The following is a 24242-nucleotide window of genomic DNA, read 5'->3' on the forward strand; positions in this document are numbered from 1 at the left end:
TTATCGCTCTTGCTGTGACTTGATCTGGGAAACGAGAGAATAGGCAAGCCCTACAGCTTCCCACAATAAGTCCGGTTCTGCTTCCAAGCGGACATTCCCTTGAACACTGGCGTAATTCACCTCCTTATTCTCCAACTGTTCGAGAATTGGCGACAGCAATACACGGGCATAGCTTCCGTAGGCGACTCCTGCTATTGAGGCAGAGGGGAGGAGGGGCAGAGGGGCAGAAGGGAAGGAAGAATTGTTCTCCCCTGCTCCCCTGCTCCCCTGCTCCCCTGCTCTCTTCAGTAGTCCCATTGCATTTAACTTAGCAACGGTGTAGCTATTTGTGCCACCTGCTAACTGCACATATCCGGGTAGGTTCGCTGCCAAAACTTTTTGTCCTAATTTGACTGCCGCCGTCGTGGTACCATCTCCAATATCACCACTCATCGGACGACCATCGGTTTGCCAAATTAAACTACGAGGACGTGGGGTAATTAGTTCATAAATTGCTTTTAAGTAATCAATCATGCCATCGCCATCAGGACAACTGATAGCCAATAACTGAAGTTGTTCAGCCCAAGGTGAAATTGCTTGCCATAATTTTTGAAATTCTACTAATCTGCCGACTTGTGTATGAATTTCTACGGCATTTACTCCTGTTGAAATTACCATTGGCGCGATCGCCTCTGGTGTTGATATATATGATCTAGTATAAATTATATCGTAAGGGCATAATGGGATGCAACGACCACAACCGTAACATTTCTGAGATTCTACCCCAGAAAAATTATCTGGTTTCCGGTTAAATGCGATCGCCTGTGCCGGACAAACTCGCTCACATGGTCTAAGACAGTCAGAGGGACAATGAACGGCATCAAACTCGGCTTTGCGAAAATGGGGGTCTTCACCATCATTCAAACTCACCATTAACAAAGGCGAACCACCTTGATAGTCGAAGCCTCGTTCTTGGGCGGCTTTAGTCAGGTTTTTAGCTGCTTGCAGTCCGGCTTTGGCTGCTGCTATCACCGCCGGGTCAGCAGCGACATCTATACAGTCAGCACCCGCCAAAGTGTAGGCTAAAGTTAAACTTCTGACTGCTGGCAGATGTTGGTAGCTGGCTCCACAAATGAGCTTGAACCAGCGACCGTTTTCCAGGGAATGTAAAGGGGCAAACAAATCAGTCACATCTCTATTATGCTTTTATGTAACTGAAAATAGTAGTCTTTAATCAATAAAAATTTTTTGACACTATTTTGACTTTCTGAGTAACCAGACTCTCACTTTTGACAGCTAATGTCAATCAACTGTTGCTCTAAATTCTCTTGCTACCGAGAACAAATCAATATATTTTTGATTTTAAATTATGTAAATTTTATTGCTCAGTATATACCAATCTGCTTGCTATCCGGTATAAAATCCTATCCTCACCACTGGGGCATAGATGCAATAAAGTCAATCACTGTTTCTGGTTTTAAAGGTTGAGAAAACAGAAACCCTTGAGCAAAGTCACAGTTCAAACTTCTTAATTTTACTAATTGTTCTTGAGTTTCTACGCCTTCAGCAATCACAGTCATATTCATAGATTTAGCAATACTAATTATTGTTGGTACTAGTCCTAGATTATCTTGATAAAACTGCATTCTAGTAATAAAAGACTTATCAATTTTTAAAGAATCTAAAGGCAAACTATGGATATAGCTGAGAGAAGAGTAACCAGTACCAAAATCATCCATTACTAACTTGACGTTGCGTTGTTTGATTTCCTCAATCATGCTTCTCACCGCATGAGTATTTTCCATAATCACACTTTCGGTAATTTCTAATTCTAGATTTTTGGGATTAACTTTGGTGTCATGAATAATTTGATCAATTTGGTTAATTAAGTTAGCTTGGGTAAACAGACGCGCACTTAAATTAACACTCATCGTTAAATTTTTAGGAATATTTGGATGCTCTTGCCAAAGGCGTAATTGTTGACAAGCTGATTGTAAAACCCAAATATCAATTTCGTTAATCAAACCTGTTTCTTCAGCTATGGGGATAAACTCTGTAGGAGCCATTAAACCCCGCACAGGATGTTGCCAACGGACTAATGCTTCAAAGCCAGTAATTTGACCAGTACTTAAGGTAATAATCGGCTGATAATAAATAATCAACTCTCTTCTTTCAATAGCTCGCCGCAAATCATTTTCAATTTCTAACAGTTGAATAGCTTCTTGGTACATTGCCGGGTCAAAGACTTTATAACTGGCTTTACCTTGCGCTTTAGCACGATACATAGCTGTGTCGGCATCCCGTAATAAATACTCTGGTTTTTCGTAATCTTTACAACCCCAATTAATCCCAATACTAGCATTCATAAATACTTCATATCTAGACAATTTAAATGTCATAGATAGTTCTTGGAGCATGAGTTCGGCAACTTGAATTGCGGAATTAATATCGGAAATATTTTCGAGAAGAATACCAAATTCATCACCACCGAGTCTTGCAAGGGTATCACCAGGATTCAAGCATGATTGCAGACGACGCGCAATCGCAATCAGTAATTCATCTCCCACAAGATGACCGAGAGAATCATTGACAACTTTGAAGCGATCGCAATCTAAATATAGGACAGCAAAATGATAGTTTTTATCTTCTCTCGCCAGGTTAAGAGCTTTGCCTAACTGTCTTAAAAACAAAACCCGATTTGGTAATCCTGTCAGTGCATCATGTAGAACTATATCTAGTAATTTATCTTGTAATTGTTGCCGAGAAATTATTTCTCGTTGCAGTTTTTGTAGAGCATTTTCTAATTCCCAAGTCCGAGATTTGACTCTTTGCTCTAGTTCTGTATTGAGTCTTAAAATTTCTAATCTTGCTTGTCTCAGTTCTAGTTGATTTTGAACGCGCACTACAACTTCTTCAAACTCAAAAGGTTTAGTAATATAGTCTACTCCCCCTAATCTAAAACCTTTAATTTTATCGAAGACATCATCTAAAGCACTAATAAAAATTACGGGAATATCTGCGGTTAAATCCCAACTCTTAAACCGCCGACAAACTTCATAGCCGTCAACTTCCGGCATCATAATATCAAGTAAAATTAGATCCGGTAAAACAGTTTGACAAGCAGTTAAAGCCATTTGCCAGTTTAACGCTTTACGGACGTTGTATCCTTTTCTAGCCAGTAGAGAGGATAAAACTCTCAAGTTATCTGCCTTGTCGTCAATTATTAAAATATCTTTTTTATCCGGGTCTAACTGCTGGTGGTTCATTACATCTTGCTTCTCGTCAATTCCATAGTTTTCTCAAACTGATACTTATTAGCTAAATTGTTGAAAACCCGGCACATTTGATTGTAATCTTATCCTGAAAATATTTTTCTTTGGGATCGCAGATTTGATTTTCTGCTTGGCATTTGTGAGATGATTTGCCTGCTGTGATCAAATAGATACCTTACCTGTTCCACAAAAATCGGGAATTCAGTAATACTGAGTTTTCTAATTGGTCTAGCAGCTTTAGTGTTGCTGTACTTTATTTTGCAATGCAAGATAAACCAATAGCCTCACAACGACTCTCAATTACAAGACAAAGGTCTTAATTATAACTAATATCATGGGTATTTTGGCATAAACCTTGGTAATGAGGAGATGAAACGATTGAGTAAGCGGAAGTTTAAATATCATGGTTGTTGGATTTTTCCCTAGCTCCCGTTGTGGATAACTCAGGCAACTTTAGATACATAATTTGCTCCGGGTTATTACTGTGTGATACGTTCAAAGCTACAAAGGATATTACTATTTTTAGTATAAAGATTTACTTTTGCCAAGCTCTACGCATACATAGCAGAGGCAATTTTATAATTACACTAAGTCCTGAAACTTTTGTATGGCAGCAGAATTTAGACTATTGTGGAGTTTGAGATGTTGGATTTTCTTATGATTGACTGGTAAGTTTTTCGGGGATTCATCTATTGCAATCATTTGTCAATTTGGCCTTACTGTAATCTAGCTTAGTGATATCTCAAGGTTACTGTTTAGCCAAAATCAAAAATAGATGAACACTTGTTTACTCAAGTCTTTGGGAGCAAATTTGAACTTAGAGATTTTTAGTAAATAGTTTACAAGTCTCGCACTTGCAGCTAAAAACCTGATAATAAATATTCAAATCTTGTAAGCACAATTGCATAATAGCTTAACAGTCATCCAATTATTGATATTAATAAAATTTATTAATTAATATCTGGAATTATTTCGATTTCATCACCAATTTGTAATATTTTGCCAGATTCTGATATGTGTACTCTAGTATTCACACTCAAGCGGTAAAAATGATTAAAGTGTGATAGATTTACTGAGTCTGGTAATGTTGCTTGTCGCTGTTGGATAAATATTTTTTGGAAACTTGGGTAAACTGCGGCTGAGTCAGGATTCCTGGTTGGGACTACACAACGCTGGCATGGGTTGACTCCAAAAAACTGCACATTTCCCACTCGCAAGGCGACTAATTGATCTGGTTCACTAAATAAATGATCTTCCCAAAAAGCTGGTACACCTGCGATTTCAATGTTGGCACGTATCCGACGACGCATTTCATCGACAGTGACACCAGGAAACCACGAAGCAACTTCTGTTAAAGTTGCTGTACTAATTACAGTTGGGCCAGGAGAATCGGTATCATCAGGAAAACCCATTAGCGAGTTTTGAGCGATGGTAAGGGAAAACCCAAAAAAATCACTTAAAGCGGCGGTTAATTTTTCTCTCTCTGTATTTAAATTAAAAACTAATGGTGAATCCTGGTGAGGAATTTTCAGAGAGATGGTTTGATCGCCAGAGGTGTTTTGATAATCCGCCCGCAGTAAATGAATTTTGGGATGACGCTTACCATTGACAAATTTACTTTGTACATCAAAAAGGGCGAACTCGCGATCGCCTTTTAATGCGCCACTAGACAAAACCTCGGCTTGTGCCACTTCTACCCCATCTAGTGACTTAATTGGGTAAATTACGATTTTGGCTAGGTACGGCATTTTTAGATAACTTGGTTAGGGATACAAGGGTGATTTATCAATACCGCCAACATGGTTTAACGGCCAAAAGCGCAATACAGCCCGACCGATAATATTCTCGCGGGGTACAACACCCCAACAACGGCTATCGTAACTGCTGTTACGGTTGTCACCTAACACTAGGTAAGCATTTGGCGGTATTGTCTGCGCTTTAGCTAGGAAAGCTGGTTGCTGTCCAGAGGTGCAAACATCAACCACTGTGCGCTGGCTAGAACCTAAATAAGCTTCTTCTTCCAGGGGTTTGTTATTAATGTAGACTTTACCATCACGCAGTTCTACTGTTTCTCCTGGTAAGCCAATCACACGTTTAATAAACGCATCTTGATATTGTTCACGCTTGAGTTCGTCAGTGGGTGAAAAAACCACAATATCTCCCCGTTGGGGGCTGGCAAACTTATACTTCAACTTATCAACAATAATCTTGTCTGCTTCCCACTGGTTTTGAGTCCCATGCAAAGTTGGTTCCATAGAACCAGAAGGAATCCAGCGAGCTTCAGCAACAAAAGTACGAATGCCCAGGGCAAGAACGATACTTAATACAACTGTTCTACCTAGCTCGGCAATCCAGGAATTATCGGGTTTTTGATTAGAATTTTGATCAGACACTTGATTTTGCATGAAAGTACTGAAGTAAGGAAAAGTGTAGTAATTAACTAGCTTAGGGAAAGTCTATCTGTTAATTTTAACGAGAAAATTAGGTTCTCTAGGTGAGTTTTAGCATCTTTACAGACAGATGTATAAGTTAAAAATAAACTTTTTTTGAATCAGCTGCAAAAATTGATCATAGAAAGAGCAAGCAAGTTTCATCTAAGATTAAAGCTTGCCGTCATACATAACTCCTTTCCTTCAAATTTTTTAGCTCCATGTCATCTTCAGAAAGTTTACTAATTCGCCGCGCTCGCATTGTCCTACCCAATGGTGAATTCATGGTTGGGGATGTACTTGTGCGCGATCGCCTCATCCAAGAAGTGGCACCGGAGATTGCTGGTACCATTGTCACCAGAGAGGTTGACGCACAAGGGTTAACTTTGTTGCCAGGAGTTATCGACCCGCAAGTGCATTTTCGGGAACCAGGACTAGAACATAAAGAAGATTTATTTACCGCTAGTTGTGCCTGTGCTAAGGGCGGTGTAACTTCGTTTTTAGAAATGCCTAATACCCGCCCCCTGACTACTACTCAAGCGGCATTAGATGATAAACTCCAACGGGCAGCTAGTAAGTGTGTAGTGAATTATGGCTTTTTTATTGGTGCAACCGCAGAAGTTTTGCCAGATTTACTCACAGCCCAACCAACACCAGGAATTAAAGTTTTCATGGGTTCGATGCACGGTCAGTTACTGGTTGACCAAGATACTGTGCTGGAAGCCATTTTCGCCCAAGGCGATCGCTTAATTGCGGTTCACGCTGAAGACCAAGAACGCATTAATCAACGACGACAAGAGTTTGCTGGTATTCATGACCCAGCCATTCACTCCCAAATTCAAGATAATCAAGCGGCGCTGTTAGCCACCCAAAAAGCCTTAAATCTTTCTAAAAAATATCAGCGTCGGCTACATATATTACATCTGTCCACAGGCGAAGAAGCTGAGTTGTTACGTCAAGACAAACCGCGTTGGGTAACTGCGGAGGTCACACCACAGCATTTGTTATTAAATAGCAGTGCTTATCAAGATATTGGCACTTTAGCGCAAATGAATCCGCCATTGCGATCGCCCCACGATAACGAAGTTCTCTGGCAAGCGTTACGGGATGGTGTGATTGATTTTATCGCCACCGACCATGCCCCCCACACCTTGGCAGAAAAAGCCCAAGAATACCCCAATACACCTTCGGGAATGCCCGGTGTCGAGACTTCTTTACCATTGATGTTAACTGCGGCAATGCAAGGAAAATGTACTGTGGCGCAAGTTGCCAACTGGATGTCTAATGCGGTGGCGCAAGCTTATAAAATTCCGCATAAAGGAGCGATCGCACCTGGTTACGATGCCGATTTAGTCTTGGTAGACTTGGATAATTACAGCCCCGTCCGCAGGGAAGATTTGTTAACCAAATGTGGTTGGAGTCCCTTTGAAGGTTGGAACCTCACAGGCTGGCCTGTCATCACAATTGTGGGTGGACAAATTGTCTATGAACAAAATCGCGTTAATACTGACGTGCGCGGTCAAGCTTTAACTTTCTCTTCATAAATATTTAGTAGTGCTGAGTGCTGAGTTAAATATTTTCCCCCTGCCTTCTGCCCCTGGTTGGTGAGCGTAGCCGAACCACTGCCCCCTGCCTCCTTTCAACTACGTATAAACACTAGCTTCCAAATTTGGAGGCGAAAAGTTGAGTGTTTATACGATTTTAACTCGTATAAATACTATGCTACTTGGTTAAAAATGTTTGGGCTTTTGGAAGATGTATCAGTATGAATATAAGATTTTCTTTTAACCAAGACTTTTTAAAATTAATTTATCTCATAACTTAATCATTAGTTACTTTTTGATTACAGATTCTGTTTTTAACTTGGGAATACTAGGTCAGTGGATAGATGACAGGATGGCTACTGCGATCGTAAATCTTTTAACCTTTCTCAACTAGTCTTTTGTGTTCAACTATCCGGATTTTTCCGCTAAAAAAAGAAGAGAATTAATAGGGTTAAGTAAACGGGCAAATTTCTGTGAAAACTCAGTTTTATACATATATAAATTTTATATGCACTTAATTTGGACGACCTTAAAACCTATTTTTTACACTTCTGATTGATTGTTTTCTCAGCAATTGGTGTTCTAAAAGCCAGCATTAGCAAAGAAAACAAAGTTAGTCTCAAAACACTAGCATCCCAATTAAACACACTAAAAGAAACAATTTACTTAGTTAATCAAAGGCAGGTACAAAGAAAAACAGAATACAAGTAATACATCCCAGTACTGACTGGCTAACTAAAATTCATCTGTAAATGAGCCTTCTCACCAAGATGATTCCCTAAACAACAAATTAAAGTCACTTCTTATTTGAATGTAATTACCCTTGAGTGTCCGCACTCAAAAATCTGGCAGCTTGCTAGATATCACTCTCCAAAGGATTGTTTCATTCAAAAGCTTTGACTCAAGATTTATCGACACTTACGGCAATACTGTCTGCGAGCATAGACCAAAAATTAGCTAAATGCAGTCGCTAGTAAATGTCAATCAAGGCCAAACCCCTATTGTACAGTATTCCATTGATTTTTGAATAATGAAGGCAGTAATGTTAGTCAATTTCTTCGATGAACGCGGTAGTGGTAGATAGAACGAGTGTACAATCCCCCCTCGACTATCGATACATTTTTATCATCTCATCATGATGTGAGGCTAATTTTGGATGGGACAGTTGTCCTTGTAGTTCATTTATTTAGAACCGCATCCAGAAAATTTTCTCACAACCTACAGCAATGAATTATGAATTCTGAGCGGCAAAATTTGCCGCTCAAACTTCTTTTGGGTGGGATTCTCTACACAACTTTTGCCTACCCAATTTTTTTTGCTTTGATGGTGCATAATCACGGATAATTGTATAGTCTAATCCACAAATCTAAATAATTTATCTAGATTTTAGCAATTAACTCGCTGATGTTGCAATGTAATCCTGTAATATCAGCTTGACGAGTACCATTGTCGCCGTAGCTTAAACGCACACACAGATAACTCTCTGGCTGGTAAGGCATTCTCTCTGCCCACTCTATCGCTACAATTCCAGGTTCTATTTCGATTCCTTCCCAATAGCTTTCTAAGTTTAAACCTGTCACCTCTGATGGTTCTAAGCGATATAAGTCGAGGTGATAAAGGGGTATACGCCCTTGAGTGTATTCATTAATCAAAGTAAAAGTGGGGCTGACAATAGATTCTGTGATTCCTAAACCTTGACCAATGCCTTGCACCAAGGTAGTTTTACCTGCACCTAAGTCGCCTTCTAGTAAAATGACAGTACCAGGAGTCAAAGTTTGACCTAGTTTGATACCTAAATTCAGAGTCCCTTGGACATCTGCAAGAGAAATTTTCATTGTTGGTCATTGATCATTGGTCATTAGTCATTAGTGTATACACATGACTAATGACTAATTCTTACTTGCCATGATGAGCGCCACTGTACCAGCGTAACAAGACTTTTGCGAGTTTTTGGGGATTATGACGGACAACACCAGTTTCATCTTCATACAATACATTCGCTAAAACAACTCGTCGCCCTAGTAACGATACATCTTCTCTGTCGAGGAAAACTGGATGAGAATTTTGTTGGGCATAACGGATGAGAGATTGGGGAGAAGGAGATTTTTTGTGTACCATAACAGCATCAAATAATCGCCTTTGACCACAGGCTGCATCAATAGCTTTGATATGGTCAGCAACAGTATAGCCCTCAGTTTCTCCTGGTTGGGTCATAATATTGCAGATGTAGATGCGAGGGGCTTTGGAGGAGGCGATCGCATTGGCAATTTCTGGTACTAGTAAATTAGGAATCAAGCTGGTATACAGGCTACCCGGCCCAATAATAATATAGTCAGCTTCTTTAATTGCTTTAATCGCTGCGGGTAAGGCTGGTGGATTAGCAGGTGTGCAACCAATTTTGACAATTTTACCACCAGCTTTAGGAATATTCGATTCTCCTTCAATGCGGCGGCCATCGGCTAATTCTGCCCACAGACGCACATCGGTGAGAGTTGCTGGCAAAACTTGTCCCCGCACCGCCAAGACTTTAGAACTTGCCGCCACAGCACGTTCTAAATCACCAGTAATCTCACTCATGGCAGTTAAGAATAAGTTACCAAAACTATGCCCCGTCAAGCCATCGCCTGCCCGAAAGCGGTATTGAAACAATTCTGTTAACAGCTTTTCTTCATCTGCTAAGGCTGCTAAACAATTGCGAATATCTCCCGGTGGTAGCACACCAAATTCTTGACGCAACCGCCCAGAAGAACCACCATCATCAGCAACCGTGACGATCGCACTAATATTAGCACTATAAGTTTTTAACCCCCGCAACAAAGTCGAAAGTCCGGTACCACCGCCAATAACCACAATTTTCGGCCCGCGATACAAGCGGCGATGGGCTAACAAAACATCAATGAGTTCTGTTTCACCTTGTTGTTTGAAAGCCGCAGTAATGGAACCCACAGTGCGAGTTTGTCCCCAAAGCAGCAACAGTAAGCCGCACAGTAGCACCAAAGGGCCACTGATATAGTTGGGTAGGATGTTGGTAATTACTCCCAGAAAACTCCTCAACAACTCCAACAGCCAAAAAATCGGGGTCAACTTCACCCATATAGCTAACCCCAAACTCGCCAAAAATACACCGCCAACGCTAATAAGTAACCAGCGTTTTACTGATAGTCCTGGAGATAACCACTTAAACCACTGGTTAACCCGATAAGATGTGCGGCTGCGCGACTGCTGTTGCAGGGCGTGGAGGGCTTGTCTGAGAAAACCAATTGACATACCTGATTGAAAGCAGTGCTACAAACTAATGAATAAAGGAAAATTTACACTCCCTGGTTTTAACACCAAGTGTGTCATTATTAAGTATTTCAGTGCTTTGAGACTGATAGCAGAAGACAGGAGATAGAGGCCAAATGTAAGCAGGAGGTAATAGTATTACTATGCCTAACATTCTGCTTTCCGAGTGTCCTAACTTCTGTGACTACAGCTAGAAAACCAGTCATCAAAGTTGCCAGTCTTCCCAGTAAAACAATACCCTGGCTTGGTCAAAGTTAGTTTAATGGAAAAACGAATTTTAGGTTTAGATCCTGGATTAGCCATTTTAGGATTTGGCGTAATTACTTGCAAACAAGGCTCTAGCAAGGTACAAGACACAACGGTAGATATGCTTGACTTTGGGGTAATTCGTACCTCGGCAGATGCAGAAATGGCACAGCGCCTGTGTACCTTGTTTGATGATTTACACACCCTGATTAGTGAATTGCAACCAGACTTGGTTGCGATCGAAAAGCTGTTCTTCTATCGTATGTCAAGCACTATTCTTGTAGCACAAGCTCGTGGCGTTGTCATGTTAGTTTTGGGACAACATCGCTTACCTTATGTAGAATTTACCCCGGCACAAATTAAACAAGCTTTAACCGGCTATGGCAATGCAGATAAATCTGATGTACAAGCAGCAGTGGCGCGAGAGTTGAATTTAGATACAATCCCAAGACCAGACGATGCCGCAGATGCTTTAGCAGTAGCTTTAACAGCATCTTTTCAGTTGTAATTATTCATCACAGAGCCATCAATTATTTATTGTTGATATTGATTTATACTTCATACGGAAGCAGTGGTAGAGGCTAGGAAAATTTTTACTGAGGTAGATCATTTTCTCCTCTGCTAAGTGTATGGAAAATAAATTTTCATCTTGTAGAGTAAGACAGTGACAACTGCTGTTTACCAAAGTTCAACCAGCTAAAAGCTAGTTCCTGCCAAAATTTATGTATGGGAAACCAACTTAAATCCTAAAGAGTCTGGTTTCAAAATAGGTAACAGCACCAGCCCCTACCAGCCCGATCACCTATGCTAAAAGTTATGCACTCGGCCGCCGACTCAGCCACACCCAATTCTCAGTGGGAGGAGTTAATTAAGCTTCCAACCCCAGACACAGTTCAATGGGACAATATCAAAACTCAGTTGGACTTGGTACTGTTGGCGCTAGAAACCTTAACTGGGATTGGTTCTGAGGCTATGCTTTCGGCGGCAGTTAACCTAAATTTAGAGTCAAGAGTGCCAGACCGCGTAGCTTTATGGCGGCTACGGCAGTCAAATCCCCTACGCAAAGGTCAAGGAGGGCGAAAAAAGCTAGATGTAGAAGAAGCGCGATCGCTTGTTTTAATCATCTGCTATCTCGCCAAACAGCACCAAGAATTAATTCGTCGTGCTGTTGGGTTACTAGAGCAAATGGCGGAAAATAACCGGGAACCTCATCAGGCTGCTTTACTTGGAGATTACATTGATGCTTTTTGCAACACCTACCAAGAGCGAATGGAAGAGGATGACCAAATCTCAACGGAATTACTCACCCACCTGGCACTTAAATTGCTCGTAAACTTGTTGTTTTACAGCGCCCCTGGTGGACACCGCCGTCTCTGGCTCGCACTCATCGACCATTCCGCAAAATATTGAAAACGTCTCCTTTGCAGTTTCTGCCATGCCTGTATTAAATTCTGTCATTCGTCGCTACACACCCCCCACTTGCACACTCGAAGTATTGGCACAAAGTTCGCCTTTGTCCCGTTGGATGGGGAAAACTGTAATTAAGCAACTCAGCTTTGAGTTACGCATTGACGATCCACGACTACCAGAAGAACGCAGGGTTGTAATTCGGGGCGATCGCGACCAACTCGAAGCTTTATGTGATGCCGTCACCAGCTATGTGCAGCAATTCCTCCAACAGTCGCCAGAAAGTTTTTCGCTGGGTTTTTCTGACTTTGGCGATGCAATTACAACATCTGATGATTCAGCCCCATCGGCTTTATCTACACAGACTTTAAAATCTTTCGCCGCCGACATTCCCAGAAGCAAAATCTATTTAGAACCGGGCAGTTCTTTAACTCACAAATTACATCTTGGTTCTTTGTCTGGTCAAGCCTCTAGCCCATTGGTGCAACTCAGTTTATTACAACTTTATGATTTAGCCTCAGCTTTGGATGAATACTCAGCTGATGTGATGGCTTTACCATCTCTGAATAACAATAATTCTGTTCTCCGTTTCCCGACTTGGGCTCCTATAGCCGCAGTTTTGGTTTTAAGTGTAGGTTTATTGCCAATCACTTTACAATACGCCAATTATTATCGACAAAATCAGCCGACAACGGCAAATAAAACTACTGCTCAAGAGTCTGATGTGGCTTTAGCACCTACACCACCAGCTAACTTGAGTACACCACTACCTGGACTGATATCTCCAGATAATTTACCATCACTGCCACCCATCGACTCTACTCTGCCTCTGCCAACTTCTCGTTTGCCGGCACAACCTGTCATTCCTCCTGGGGCGGGTATTTCTTCCGCTAACTCCGCCACCTCCCTCGGTGTACCGTCAACATCTTCCAAAACTGGGCTGAATATACCCCAAGCAAGCATTAGCACCAAGAATAATCTCCCAAGTACCACATCAACAACAATTTCTGGTCAACAAATTGCCCTAAACCCTGCACCGTCCATTACTCAGGGTGAAATTAGCTTACCTCAAAGGCGGAGTTTACCTCCACGTCTGTCTTCTGGGGCGGATAATTTATCATCTAGTAGTATCCCGTCAATTGTTCCGCCACCATTGGCAACTATACCCAATAACAACCGTGGCAATAATCTTTCGCCAGAGTACTCACCAACTAATCAACAACTAGGAGACAAAATCAGTTCGTCTCTACCACCTTCAGCCGCAGAAAATAATCCATTTGTTGATAGATTGGGTGATACTCCACAAACTGCTACACCTCCTAATGTGGCTACCAACAGCACAATATTTGACACAACCCAAATAGCAGAAGCTAGAAGTTTCTTTCAGAAGCGTTGGCAACCACCTGCGGGATTAACACAAACATTAGAATACAGCTTGACTGTGGATGTGGATGGTTCTCTAGCACGGATTTTACCTTTGAATAAACCAGCAAGAGAGTTTATTGATAATACAGGTATACCTGCAATTGGTAAGCCTTTTGTTTCTGGTAATAAATCTGGTCAAAATATCAGAATTCGAGTTGTTTTCAGTCCTGATGGTAAAGTACAAACATTTTCGGAATCTGAATAATTAAATTTCCCAACTTTATGCCATTTATTTAACTGGTACAAAACTATGTACCAGTTATTCTTTTATTTAGGTACTTTTTAGTTAACTGATTACAGTCCAGTTATCAAAGTGGTAATTTAATTGTTGTAATTGACTACACAAATTAATAATATCGCTACTATAGCAGGGGACAGGAGACAGGTTACAGGTGACAGAATTAAAAGTTATTTTCTGTCGAGTTTGTCTCATTTCCAAATATCCTAATTACCTTTGCTATTGCTAGAAAATTTTGAATTTATCGGGCGGAAATATGCAGCAACTAAGTTCACAAAAAGATAGTACAGCTTGGATTATTCAAACATGGGCTGCTTTTATGCTTTCTGTTTCTATGACTAGCTTTGGTATTGTGAATTTGCCCGTAGATAACTGGGTAAAAGGTTTTATGGGTATGGGTTTAGCTTTTTCTGTTGGTTCGACTTTTACCTTGGCAAAAACAACCAGAGATTTGCATGAAGCTAAAAGATTAACAGCAAGAATTGATGAGGCAAAGGTAGAAAAATTACTATCACAACATGATTCTTTAAGTTTAAAATAATCTATCTTTTCTAGCGGGGGATTTATTGATATTTGAGAGGATGTTTTAAAAGTCCTCTCTTTGGTAGCAAGACATTTTAGCTCCCCCCTAAATACCCTTTCACATCAAATTTGAACCACTAATAGAGATTAGTTGAAGTTTAAACTTTTATTATGCAAATCAAATCAACTTATCAACCCGTTTCAATCCCTAATAGGGATTAGTTGAAGTTTAAACACCTGTACCAACTAGCAGGGGATACAGGTTTATAAAGTTTCAATCCCTAATAGGGATTAGTTGAAGTTTAAACCACCCATAGCAATTACAGCTAATTGCTCAAAATCAAAAGCTGAGTTTCAATCCCTAATAGGGATTAGTTGAAGTTTAAACTAGAACATAATCCAAGCAATGTATTAAAGACTTCTCCGTTTCAATCCCTAATAGGGATTAGTTGAAGTTTAAACGTTGAAAGCGATGGTGAAATTTTTGTTTGGGGTTTCAATCCCTAATAGGGATTAGTTGAAGTTTAAACAAGAGTAAGCCCCAGTGTCTCCGCCGTAAATTTTGTAGTTTCAATCCCTAATAGGGATTAGTTGAAGTTTAAACTTATTATACCGAAATGGGCTATCAGCCTGCTTTCGGCAATAGTTTCAATCCCTAATAGGGATTAGTTGAAGTTTAAACAAGGATGGAGATGGAAAAAGCTGCTCAAGATAATGCCTTCAGTTTCAATCCCTAATAGGGATTAGTTGAAGTTTAAACTTTCGCCGCTAATTGTATCGGTCAGTGTTCCGTCAACGTCGTTTCAATCCCTAATAGGGATTAGTTGAAGTTTAAACGCAAAAGCGATCGCCCAAGAATGGTTGGAGAATTGTTTCAATCCCTAATAGGGATTAGTTGAAGTTTAAACTGCGGGGACTGGAAAGGCAGTCTGTATTTAGTTTTCAAGGTGCGGTTTCGCGGATGGGTTGATTTTAACATGGGGAAATATCAGTTGAGTTAACTAAAATGGCTGAAACCTAGACTGGATAAGGTGCGCGGATGATTTTTAGGAATTTTTTCTGCAAAAGCTTGCACTTCAAGGAATCTAGCTATTTTGTCAAAAGCGAGATTTTGTACACCTACCCATCCGCGCATCGAGAAGAATTTTGTTTGGTTGTAGCTTATGCACAAAGGTTATTTGTTGAGAATGGGTGACGGGGAAAAATCAAGTCAAAAGTCAAAAATTCTCGGACTTTTGAATTTTGACTTCTTTGTGAGGGTGTAGATGTTCAAAACCCTTTTACACCCTTACACCCATTTTCACAGCCAATCTTTGTGCATAACTTCTAGATGATTAATTCTTAGCTTGTGATGGTGAACCAGGAATTGTCACATCGATGGTTGTGACTTGTTTGGCTAAACCTGTTAATGGTGGTTTAATTGCGGTTTGATTTCCCACAACTAAGGTTATCAGGTTTTCTGGTTTGAGATATTGCTTGGCTACCCGTTGCACATCGGCGGCGGTAGTGGCGGCGACGGCTTTTTGATAACGGAATAAAAAGTCTGATGGATAGCCATAATATTCATACCGCATCAGCCGTGATAAGGTTTGACCAGGGTCTTGAAAGTTAAACACGAAAGAATTGAGAGTTGATTCTTTGGCAAAAGCCAGTTCTTGGGCTGTTACTGGTTGTGCTTGAATACGTTTAATTTCGGTTTGTAAGGATTTCACAAACTGGACGGTAGCCTCAGAACGGGTTTGTCCACCAGCCAAGAAAATACCGGGATAATCAAACCGGGGACTCCAGTAACCATATACAGAGTAAGCTAAACCTTGGCGCGATCGCACTTCATTAAATAAGCGTCCACCAAAACCATTTAACACCCCATTTAATACATCCAGTGGGGCATAGTCGGGGCTGTCAAATTGTCCACCTAAATGCCCTAACAGTACACTACTTTGAGTCAACTGGGGCTGATTAACAAAAAATACTCCGCCTTTGTTAGCTGGGGAAACCTCTGGTAACTGGGGTTTAGTGATTTTGGGGTTACGTTGCCAATCACCTAATTTAGCTTGAATGAGCGATCGCATTTTTTTACTATCAAAATCGCCCACAATTCCCAAAATTATATTATTGGGGTGAAAGTATTGCTGGTAAAACTGAACTAAATCTTCCCGGCGAATTTTATCCAATGTGGCATATTCCACAGTCCGCGAATATGGACTTTCTTTGCCATAAACCAATTTTCTAAATTCTCGGCTGGCAATACTATTAGGATCATCATTGCGACGGGCAATTCCCCCTTTAGTTTGGTTCTTGGCTAAATCCAGTTTATCTTGGGCAAATACTGGTTCCCGCAGTACTTCCGCAAACAAGCCAAACACCGTGTCCACATCTTCAGTTAGCGCCTCAAAACTTGCACTCCCCGAACCCTCACCAATACTTGTTTCTACCGATGCAGCCCGTTGTTCTAAGATTTCATTGAGTTCATCGGGTGAATGCTGCTTAGTTCCCCCAGTCCGCATGACTGCACCTGTTAAACCAGCTAACCCAACTTTATCACCTGGTTCCCAACGGCTACCAGTCCGCACCAAAGCCGAACCACTCACTAACGGCAGTTCATGATCTTCTACTAAATACACAACTAAGCCATTTTGTAAAGCAAAGCGTTCATATTTGGGTAATTTGACCGCAGGTAAAGCTGGTAATTTTAACTCTGTGTAATGTTTGGCTGTTGTTGTCGCTGCTAAAGAAAAGTCAAAAGTCAAAAGTAAAAAGGCAAAGGCAAACATGACAACATAAATCAACCTTTTACCATGCAATAGTTTGAATTTCATCGACCTCTTACCCTTCACCTGATACTTATATCTGTGCATATTTCTTCTCTCCCTACCCTTCGGGAAGCCACTTCGTGTCTACGCGTTCTTTGCGATTCGTTTTCATCCTTGTTTCGACAACAACTTACCAATAGTGCGATTTTCGGGGGTAAACGCTGCTTTGGCGACTCGTTGAATATCCGCCGGAGTTACCGCCGCAATTTCATCCAATTGCTTGAACAAGTTTTGCCAATCACCGGTTTTCACTTCATATTCCAACAACAACTGCGCCATCCCTGTATTAGAATCAAGGCTGCGGAGTAAATCGGCTCTGGCTTGAGTTTTCACACGCTGTAATTCGGTGGCTGTGACTGGCTGAGTTTTTAAGTTATCAATTTCTTGACGTAAACCCGTGGCTAACTCATCCACAGTGTGACCAGGAGCCGTCAGGGCATAAAATAACAGCAAATTGGGATATTTATCGCCAGGAAAACCGCTATAACCTTGGGCTGTCAGGGCGAGTTGTTGTTTTTCCACCAAAGATTTATACAATCTGGAAGTGCGCCCTTCACTCAACAGTCGGCTGATAATTTCATACACAGCGTTATCGGGATGGGTAACTGCCGGACGGTGATAACCTTCTAAATACCAAGGTTGGGAAGGTAATTCTAAAGTGACTTGACGTGTTTCGGTTTGCTTGGGTTCTACCGGAATTTCTGATTTGGGTTTGGGTTTGCTAGGAAAACGCCCAAAGTAAATTTGTGCGAGTCGTTTGACTTCGTTGGGGTTAACATCACCAACAATTGCGATCGCTAGATTATTTGGTGCATAGTAAGTATCAAAAAACTGCTTTACATCTGTGGGTGTAAGGTTGCGGATATCTTCGTCATAACCAATCACAGGCCGTCTGTATGGATGAACTTTATACGCCGCATCGATGAATTTCTCCACCATCAACCCGATAGGTGAATTTTCCACCCGTAAGCGCCGTTCTTCCAAAATTACATCTTTTTCTTTATAAAACTCCCGACTGAGTACAGGTTCCAAAAATCGCTCCGACTCCAGAGACATCCAAAGTTCTAATTTATTAGATGGAAAGCTGTAAAAATAACGAGTGGCTTCGGTGGAAGTATTCGCATTTAAGCCTACACCTCCCGCTTGTTCCACAATTTGCCCCATCTCGTTTTGCTTGACTAGCTTGACGGCTTGGGCTTCTACTTGCTTAAATTCTGCTTGTAACCGCGTCAAATCAGCTTTTTTATTCTCTGCCTTAGCTGTTCTAATTTGGCTATCTAACTGTTCTAGGCGTTCTAAAAGCGGCTTTTCAGCTTTGTAATCTGTAGTACCAATCCGTTGCGTACCCTTAAAAGCTAAATGTTCTAGAAAGTGCGCCACGCCAGTTTTCCCATCCGGCTCATCCACACCACCAACATCAGCGTAGGTTAAAAAAGAAACCACAGGCGCTTGATGGCGTTCTAAAACAATGAACTTCATCCCATTGTCCAGTTGAAACTTAGTCAATTGCTTGACTACCCGATCTAAATAAGGCTGAATCGAGCTTTTCTCTGGTGGTTTGCTGGGTTGGACGGTGCGTGGTGGCGGTGGTGCAGTTTGAGTTTGCGCCACCGCCATTTCTGGGATTGTTCCCCACGAGAATATCGTTAATGCCAAAAAAGCAATTAACAGACGAGATAATCTGCTCAACACTTGATTTACACCATTTACAACTACTTGTCGGCTACTAATCTGATTCATAAGCAACCATGAATTTTACGAGTAAGATAATCATTTTATTAGTAGCATCCAACATTAGTGTATGGTGAAGAGCCAGTTAGCTGCTTTGCCAATAACTCAGAATTTTTAGATTGCTCAATTTGGAGAATCCAACTTCTTTTGTAAAGTTTCACTACCTGAGAAACAGGTCAATATTTGGGCAGGGCGTTAATCTTGTATTAAGCTTTCCGTGCTTTTTGTAATCGATGTTAGACAATAATGCTACCTATCTCGTCCCGGAAATCACACCGTAACTGTTATGCGAGTTTTTAATTCTCCCCCACCTTCAGAAGCACAAACACGCAACCGCATTTTACAAGCGGCGCGGCGACTATTTGCCTCGCAAGGATTTGATGGTACAACTACCCGCGATTTAGCCCAAGCTGCGGGTGTGGCTGAGGGTACGTTATTTCGGCATTTTCCGAATAAAAAAGCCATTTTGGTGGAAGTGGCGACGGGTGGCTGGGTGGAGATATTAACGGATTTGCTAACAGAATTAAGTGAAATGGGCAGTTATAAGGCTGTAGCCCAGGTGATGCGCCGGAGGATGTGGAACTTCAAGAAAAATGCTGATTTGATGCGGGTGTGTTTTATGGAAGTGCAGTTTCACCCTGATTTACGCGATCGCATTCAAATCGAAGTTATCAATAAAATGACAGATGTGGCTGAAGCCTTTTTTCAAACGGCAATGGATAAAGGCATTTATCGTCAAATCGATGCCAAACTTGTTGCTAAAGTATTTTTAGGCATGTTTGCGATCGCAGGTTTTTCTAATAACACCCTCATGGAACCCGACGCTTCTCCCCAAGAAATGCAGCAGATGGCTGAAGGACTGGCGGATATTTTTCTCAATGGCGTATTGGTGAAGGAGTAAGAGGCAGGGAGCAGGGAGACAAGGGAGCAGGGGAGCAGGGGAGACAAGGGAGACATATTTATTCAGCACTCAGCACTCAGCACTCAGCACTCAGCACTCAGCACTCAGCACTCAGCACTCCCTTAGCTTGTTGACTCCATTGCTGAACTAACTCAACTGATGGACACAAGTCTCGTCGTTGCAAGGTGGCTACTTGCAAACGCATAATTTGTCTGTGTAATCTATGGCTGGGTGTTTGGGCTAATTGGGCGACAGAACCGATTCCTGCATGAAGCAATAAGCCACAATATTGTGTGCCAACACTGGGAATGCGCGATAAATCAGCTAGTGCTACCCATTTATTGACATACTGAAGATGAACTTGTAATTTACTAGCTAACGCTAATTTAGCTTCTAGAGTTTTGCCTTGGTTAAATAAGCTGCGTGTAGTTTTAATACCGCAAACTTGTAGTTGCGATCGCTCTTCTTGACTTAATCCCGGTAATTGTTCAATCGGCCAGTCACCAGATTGAAAGAAACTTCGGCTTTTATCTTGAGGTTTAGCAGACATTTTTGACAATCAGATATGGGTAGTTGGGATTTGGGAAAAAATTTACCTTTGTGGAGATTAATTCACTAAAATCTTAGCTTTGCTGATTAAGGGGATGAATTTTGTTTCGCGCCTTTGCGCGAAAAATCTGTCTTTCATTTTGCTTCGACATCTTAATTCATACCGCATTTATGCAATGCCAAATCTTGATACAAACACAAGTTAAGAGAATATTAGGTTGGGTGTAGTGATAGCTTAACCCAACAAAGTATGCGTGAATGTTGGGTTCCGTTCCTCCACCCAACCTACAACTCGCCTACACCTTAAGCTGACATAATAGACATCTCCAAATTCCCACAGCCCATACACCCTTACACCCCTGATATTTTCACTTCTTGCCTAAATTCCGCTTCATTTCTTCTAATTCGTCTTCTGTTTCCCAACGGCGGAATTTTTCTTCTAAGTCATCAACAGTTCTGGAAGTATTTGTAGAAGAATTCCACCAACCGTTAGTGTCTATACGTTGTTGTTGGGCTTGGGATTTAGCGCGTGCTGTTTGGGCTTCTGCGGCTTTTGCTTGTACTTCCTGTCTTCGGACTTGAATTTTGCGTAATAATTCTTGAGATTGATTCAGGCGTTCTTTCAGCCCTTGCATGTGTCCCCATTTTTGGTTTCCTTCTCGCAGTAAGGCGGCTTCTCGTTCTTGGGCGGCGGCGGCTAAATCTTGTCTACCCGCATCTTTGGCTTTTTGTACGCGGATGTGCCAACGCTGAATTTCTTGGGCGGTGGAAAGAATGTCGTCTTGCGATCGCTTTTCTTGGACTTGTAAATCTGCTATTAGCTTTAAAGTATCATCTTCTTGCTGACGTAGTTGCTCTAACAGGGCATCTAACTCCAAATGTGGATTATTACGCAAGAATTCTTCTAAACGGTTTTCTAAAAACCGACTCAAATCATCAAATAATCCCACTGCCAGAACTCCAGGGTTGGGTGTGTGAGTATTTTTATTTTATCATCCTGATAGAAAGACCACAGATAGAGTCTTAAGGGGACTAAGTACATTCATACCACTTTGCCCTAAATATATTAGGAGACGTATCCCAGCGATCGCTTCACCTCCCCTTACTCAACTACAATATATATAGACTTTGTTGCGAATTGTATAGTTAGGGATTGGCTGTCATGGCTCCCGCCGTTTTAATTCAAAATCTGCAAAAGCGTTACGGTACCGTTGAAGCCGTCAAAGACGTTTCTTTTGAGGTAGAACCAGGAGAAATCTTTGGTTTGCTTGGCCCCAACGGTGCAGGTAAAACTACAACTCTGCGTGCTTTGTGTACCCTCACAACTCCTGATGCAGGCAAAATCGAAGTATCGGGTGTGTCTGTGCTGGATAACCCCAGAGTAGCTAGACAAAAACTCGGTTATGTAGCGCAGGAAGTCGCTATTGATAAAGTTCTAACTGGAAAAGAACTGCTGCAATTGCAAGCGGCGCTTTATCACCTCCCTGGCGTGGTAGCAAAACAGCGAATTCAAACAGTTTTAGATTTACTGAGTTTGCAAGAATACGCCGATAAAAAGACAGGGACTTATTCTGGTGGTTTACGTAAACGGCTAGATTTAGCTGCTGGGCTGCTTCATGCGCCGGATGTCTTGGTTTTAGACGAACCTACAGTTGGATTGGACATCGAAAGCCGATTTGTTGTCTGGGATTTTTTACGGAAGTTGCGAGCATCAGGAACTACAGTTTTAATTACCAGCCATTATTTAGAAGAGATTGACGCATTAGCCGATCGCGTCGCTATTATTGACCGTGGGATTGTTATTGCCACAGGTACACCCTCACAATTAAAGGATAGGGTAGGAGGCGATCGCATTACCCTACGCATCCGGGAATTTTCACCCCTGGAAGAAGCCGAAAAAGCCAAAAACCTCTTACAAGCTTTGTCTTTTGTCCAAGAAATCATTATCAACAGCGCCCAAGGTAATTCCCTTAACTTGGTAGTCACACCCCAAAGTGATGCCTTAATTACCATCCAACAAACCCTAAATCATGCCAGCTTACCAATTTTCGGCATCGCCCAATCACGCCCCAGTCTAGATGATGTCTACCTCGCCGCCACTGGACGCACCTTAATGGATGCAGAACTAGCCGCCATTGCTAACCGTGATCCGAAAGCCGAAAAGAAGCAAAATATGAGATAGAGGGAATGGGGAATAGGGAGTAGGGAGTGGGAAAAACATACTCCTTATTCCCTACTCCCTACTAGGTATAGTGTAGGTTTTTCATAAAGGAATGAGTAATGACTGTAAAATCAACGCCAGAATTTTCCTTTCCTTCACCCTTACACCCCTACACCCTTTACCTACTCCCCACTCACTACTCCCTACTAGGTATAGTGTAGGTTTTTCATAAAGGAATGAGTAATGACTGTAAAATCAACGCCAGAATCTTCCTTTCCTTCACCCTTACACCCCTACACCCTTTACCTACTCCCCACTCGCTACTCCCTACTCCCTAATTGTTATGAGTGTAACTCCTAAATCTGATGTAAATTGGCAGCAACTAGCTTCACCTGCGGATGCTGCACCTAATTTTTTTGGTGAATTAGTCCAAGAGACGCTGGCTTTAACTCGTCGCTTGTTTATTCAATTACAACGCCGTCCCTCCACTTTATTGGCGGGAATTATTCAGCCTGTGATGTGGTTGGTGTTATTCGGCGCTTTATTCCAAAATGCACCGAAGGGTTTATTTGGTAGTACGACAAATTACGGTCAATTTTTGGCAGCAGGTGTAATTGTTTTTACAGCTTTTGCCGGGGCTTTGAATGCCGGATTACCTGTGATGTTTGACCGCGAATTTGGCTTTTTGAATCGTTTATTAGTCGCGCCTCTAGCATCACGCTTTTCCATTGTCTTTGCTTCCGCCATCTTTATTATTAGCCAAAGCTTACTACAAGCAGCCGTAATTGTCGGTGCAGCAGCCTTTTTAGGTGCGGGGATACCAGATGCCGCAGGCTTGGGTGCGATCGCTCTCATCGTCTTCCTCTTAGCTTTGGGCGTAACTGCGATTTCCCTTGGTTTGGCTTTTGCCCTACCCGGACATATTGAATTAATTGCTGTAATATTCGTTACTAACCTGCCTTTATTATTTGCCAGCACCGCTTTAGCACCCTTATCTTTCATGCCCCAGTGGTTACAAGTTGTCGCCACTCTCAACCCTCTCAGCTACGCTATTGAACCTATCCGTTATCTTTATTTGCATCAACACTGGGGATTGAGTAGCGTTGTGATGCAAGCACCTTGGGGTGATATTACCTTTGGCAGTGCTTTGTTAATTTTGTTGGGCTTTGCTGTTGTGGCTTTACTCAGCATTCAACCCCAACTACGCAAAACTCTTGCTTAAGATAAAAGCATGGTGTCGTTGGAGCGTATTGGAGAATCTCATGCAAAAATCATTTTTATCAGTTAAAAGCTTCTGTGTTGCTACATTAGCAGGAATTGGCTTTGCCTCTTTCCTCGCCGCCCAACCGAGTTTGGCGCAGCTAAACACAATCGATGCCTATCCTGGCGATAATTCTCAAGATAATACCAACCCCTTTTCGCCTAATTCCGGTAATTTAAATCCCCTTGATTTAATTCACCGCGCTCAATTTGGTAGTTTGAACTGGAACGCTGAACAAAAAAACGATGAATTAAACTCAGCAGTAGCTGAATTAAACAGAAAGCGGGCTGTACTCAAACAAAATGCCAATCAACCCGTAAATAACACTGCTGGACAAGCAGTTCCTGGTTTACCCGCCATCACATCTCCTAGTGTGGTTTCTCCCGTGCAGATTGTTCCACCCCAAAACTGAATCTAATTCAAAAACCGCACCGTGTCTGTAAACCTGATGGGATTTCCAGAAATCATCAATTATCCAT

Annotated in this window: 19 protein-coding genes and 1 CRISPR repeat array; of the genes, 9 read left to right on the forward strand and 10 right to left on the reverse strand. The window is 41.7% G+C overall.

Features of this window, described 5'->3' with window-relative positions; all coding sequences use genetic code 11:
* The 4 genes from ldpA to lepB all read right to left on the reverse strand — a co-directional run bounded on the left by ldpA (position 1) and on the right by lepB (position 5656).
* A complete protein-coding gene (ldpA, locus tag H6G28_RS04630) occupies positions 1–1170 on the reverse strand; it encodes a circadian clock protein LdpA (RefSeq protein WP_190669252.1) in 1170 nt (389 codons plus the stop codon).
* Positions 1171–1409: 239 nt separating this feature from the next.
* Entirely contained in the window at positions 1410–3245 is a 1836-nt protein-coding gene (locus H6G28_RS04635; RefSeq protein ID WP_190593774.1) for a two-component system response regulator, read from the reverse strand.
* Positions 3246–4201: 956 nt separating this feature from the next.
* Positions 4202–4999, reverse strand: coding sequence for an MOSC domain-containing protein (locus H6G28_RS04640; protein WP_190593772.1), 798 nt, complete (start codon positions 4997–4999; stop codon positions 4202–4204).
* Between the two features lie 15 nt (positions 5000–5014).
* Positions 5015–5656, reverse strand: coding sequence for a signal peptidase I (gene lepB, locus H6G28_RS04645; RefSeq protein ID WP_190593770.1), 642 nt, complete (start codon positions 5654–5656; stop codon positions 5015–5017).
* 245 nt (positions 5657–5901) lie between these two features.
* Here lepB and H6G28_RS04650 point away from each other — a divergent pair, with 245 nt between their 5' ends.
* On the forward strand, positions 5902–7224 hold the full coding sequence (locus H6G28_RS04650) for a dihydroorotase (protein ID WP_190669253.1): 1323 nt from the start codon (positions 5902–5904) through the stop codon (positions 7222–7224).
* A gap of 1379 nt (positions 7225–8603) precedes the next feature.
* Here the strand turns inward: H6G28_RS04650 and tsaE are convergent.
* Positions 8604–9059 (reverse strand): tRNA (adenosine(37)-N6)-threonylcarbamoyltransferase complex ATPase subunit type 1 TsaE, encoded by a 456-nt coding sequence (gene tsaE, locus H6G28_RS04655; protein WP_190669255.1) that lies wholly within the window; start codon positions 9057–9059, stop codon positions 8604–8606.
* A gap of 61 nt (positions 9060–9120) precedes the next feature.
* A complete protein-coding gene (locus tag H6G28_RS04660; protein WP_190669257.1) occupies positions 9121–10491 on the reverse strand; it encodes a gluconeogenesis factor YvcK family protein in 1371 nt (456 codons plus the stop codon).
* 280 nt (positions 10492–10771) lie between these two features.
* On the opposite strand from H6G28_RS04660, the gene ruvC reads away from it, so the two are divergent.
* The 4 genes from ruvC to H6G28_RS04680 all read left to right on the forward strand — a co-directional run bounded on the left by ruvC (position 10772) and on the right by H6G28_RS04680 (position 14366).
* Positions 10772–11263, forward strand: coding sequence for a crossover junction endodeoxyribonuclease RuvC (ruvC, locus tag H6G28_RS04665; RefSeq protein ID WP_190593758.1), 492 nt, complete (start codon positions 10772–10774; stop codon positions 11261–11263).
* A 296-nt stretch (positions 11264–11559) separates the two neighbouring features.
* Positions 11560–12165 carry a DUF3038 domain-containing protein gene (locus tag H6G28_RS04670; protein WP_062296578.1) on the forward strand — a complete coding sequence of 202 codons (606 nt, stop codon included), beginning with the start codon at positions 11560–11562 and terminating at the stop codon, positions 12163–12165.
* Positions 12113–13792, forward strand: a complete 1680-nt coding sequence (locus H6G28_RS04675) for a DUF4335 domain-containing protein (RefSeq protein WP_313949887.1) — start codon at positions 12113–12115, stop codon at positions 13790–13792. The genes H6G28_RS04670 and H6G28_RS04675 overlap by 53 nt, the downstream gene beginning before the upstream one ends.
* Positions 13793–14081: 289 nt before the next feature.
* Positions 14082–14366 carry a YiaA/YiaB family inner membrane protein gene (locus H6G28_RS04680; RefSeq protein ID WP_190593757.1) on the forward strand — a complete coding sequence of 95 codons (285 nt, stop codon included), beginning with the start codon at positions 14082–14084 and terminating at the stop codon, positions 14364–14366.
* A 108-nt stretch (positions 14367–14474) separates the two neighbouring features.
* A CRISPR array of direct repeats spans positions 14475–15255; the repeat unit is 37 nt; unit sequence GTTTCAATCCCTAATAGGGATTAGTTGAAGTTTAAAC.
* A gap of 426 nt (positions 15256–15681) precedes the next feature.
* On the opposite strand, the gene H6G28_RS04685 is transcribed toward H6G28_RS04680, so the two are convergent.
* Together H6G28_RS04685 and H6G28_RS04690 are read right to left on the reverse strand one after the other, a co-directional pair.
* Positions 15682–17166 (reverse strand): M16 family metallopeptidase, encoded by a 1485-nt coding sequence (locus H6G28_RS04685; RefSeq protein ID WP_190669261.1) that lies wholly within the window; start codon positions 17164–17166, stop codon positions 15682–15684.
* A 102-nt stretch (positions 17167–17268) separates the two neighbouring features.
* The gene (locus H6G28_RS04690; RefSeq protein WP_190669263.1) at positions 17269–18900 is read right to left on the reverse strand and encodes a M16 family metallopeptidase; all 1632 of its coding nucleotides are present in this window, start codon (positions 18898–18900) and stop codon (positions 17269–17271) included.
* A 277-nt stretch (positions 18901–19177) separates the two neighbouring features.
* Here H6G28_RS04690 and H6G28_RS04695 point away from each other — a divergent pair, with 277 nt between their 5' ends.
* Positions 19178–19792 (forward strand): TetR/AcrR family transcriptional regulator, encoded by a 615-nt coding sequence (locus H6G28_RS04695; protein ID WP_190669264.1) that lies wholly within the window; start codon positions 19178–19180, stop codon positions 19790–19792.
* A gap of 97 nt (positions 19793–19889) precedes the next feature.
* On the opposite strand, the gene H6G28_RS04700 is transcribed toward H6G28_RS04695, so the two are convergent.
* The gene (locus H6G28_RS04700) at positions 19890–20342 is read right to left on the reverse strand and encodes a DUF4332 domain-containing protein (RefSeq protein ID WP_190593751.1); all 453 of its coding nucleotides are present in this window, start codon (positions 20340–20342) and stop codon (positions 19890–19892) included.
* A 367-nt stretch (positions 20343–20709) separates the two neighbouring features.
* A complete protein-coding gene (locus H6G28_RS04705) occupies positions 20710–21291 on the reverse strand; it encodes a TIGR04376 family protein (RefSeq protein WP_190593749.1) in 582 nt (193 codons plus the stop codon).
* A 212-nt stretch (positions 21292–21503) separates the two neighbouring features.
* Between H6G28_RS04705 and H6G28_RS04710 the strand changes: the two genes are divergently transcribed.
* The 3 genes from H6G28_RS04710 to H6G28_RS04720 all read left to right on the forward strand — a co-directional run bounded on the left by H6G28_RS04710 (position 21504) and on the right by H6G28_RS04720 (position 24175).
* Complete coding sequence (locus H6G28_RS04710; RefSeq protein WP_190669266.1) at positions 21504–22523, forward strand: ABC transporter ATP-binding protein; 1020 nt, start codon at positions 21504–21506, stop codon at positions 22521–22523.
* A 322-nt stretch (positions 22524–22845) separates the two neighbouring features.
* Positions 22846–23724: an ABC transporter permease gene (locus H6G28_RS04715; RefSeq protein ID WP_190593746.1), complete on the forward strand. Its 879-nt coding sequence runs from the start codon at positions 22846–22848 to the stop codon at positions 23722–23724.
* Between the two features lie 40 nt (positions 23725–23764).
* A complete protein-coding gene (locus H6G28_RS04720) occupies positions 23765–24175 on the forward strand; it encodes a hypothetical protein (protein WP_190593744.1) in 411 nt (136 codons plus the stop codon).
* The last annotated feature ends 67 nt before the right edge of the window (positions 24176–24242 follow it).

The sequence above is a fragment of the Nostoc sp. FACHB-190 genome (assembly GCF_014696905.1).
Lineage (GTDB): Bacteria > Cyanobacteriota > Cyanobacteriia > Cyanobacteriales > Nostocaceae > Nostoc_B.

What these genes read in the sequence shown, in the direction of transcription:
- H6G28_RS04635 (WP_190593774.1), bottom strand. Translation starts at nt 3,245, where the DNA reads ATGAACCACCAGCAGTTAGACCCGGATAAAAAAGATATTTTAATAATT.
- H6G28_RS04640 (WP_190593772.1), bottom strand. Translation starts at nt 4,999, where the DNA reads ATGCCGTACCTAGCCAAAATCGTAATTTACCCAATTAAGTCACTAGAT.
- lepB (WP_190593770.1), bottom strand. Translation starts at nt 5,656, where the DNA reads ATGCAAAATCAAGTGTCTGATCAAAATTCTAATCAAAAACCCGATAAT.
- H6G28_RS04650 (WP_190669253.1), top strand. Translation starts at nt 5,902, where the DNA reads ATGTCATCTTCAGAAAGTTTACTAATTCGCCGCGCTCGCATTGTCCTA.
- tsaE (WP_190669255.1), bottom strand. Translation starts at nt 9,059, where the DNA reads ATGAAAATTTCTCTTGCAGATGTCCAAGGGACTCTGAATTTAGGTATC.
- H6G28_RS04660 (WP_190669257.1), bottom strand. Translation starts at nt 10,491, where the DNA reads ATGTCAATTGGTTTTCTCAGACAAGCCCTCCACGCCCTGCAACAGCAG.
- ruvC (WP_190593758.1), top strand. Translation starts at nt 10,772, where the DNA reads ATGGAAAAACGAATTTTAGGTTTAGATCCTGGATTAGCCATTTTAGGA.
- H6G28_RS04670 (WP_062296578.1), top strand. Translation starts at nt 11,560, where the DNA reads ATGCTAAAAGTTATGCACTCGGCCGCCGACTCAGCCACACCCAATTCT.
- H6G28_RS04680 (WP_190593757.1), top strand. Translation starts at nt 14,082, where the DNA reads ATGCAGCAACTAAGTTCACAAAAAGATAGTACAGCTTGGATTATTCAA.
- H6G28_RS04685 (WP_190669261.1), bottom strand. Translation starts at nt 17,166, where the DNA reads ATGAAATTCAAACTATTGCATGGTAAAAGGTTGATTTATGTTGTCATG.
- H6G28_RS04690 (WP_190669263.1), bottom strand. Translation starts at nt 18,900, where the DNA reads ATGAATCAGATTAGTAGCCGACAAGTAGTTGTAAATGGTGTAAATCAA.
- H6G28_RS04695 (WP_190669264.1), top strand. Translation starts at nt 19,178, where the DNA reads ATGCGAGTTTTTAATTCTCCCCCACCTTCAGAAGCACAAACACGCAAC.
- H6G28_RS04700 (WP_190593751.1), bottom strand. Translation starts at nt 20,342, where the DNA reads ATGTCTGCTAAACCTCAAGATAAAAGCCGAAGTTTCTTTCAATCTGGT.
- H6G28_RS04710 (WP_190669266.1), top strand. Translation starts at nt 21,504, where the DNA reads ATGGCTCCCGCCGTTTTAATTCAAAATCTGCAAAAGCGTTACGGTACC.
- H6G28_RS04715 (WP_190593746.1), top strand. Translation starts at nt 22,846, where the DNA reads ATGAGTGTAACTCCTAAATCTGATGTAAATTGGCAGCAACTAGCTTCA.
- H6G28_RS04720 (WP_190593744.1), top strand. Translation starts at nt 23,765, where the DNA reads ATGCAAAAATCATTTTTATCAGTTAAAAGCTTCTGTGTTGCTACATTA.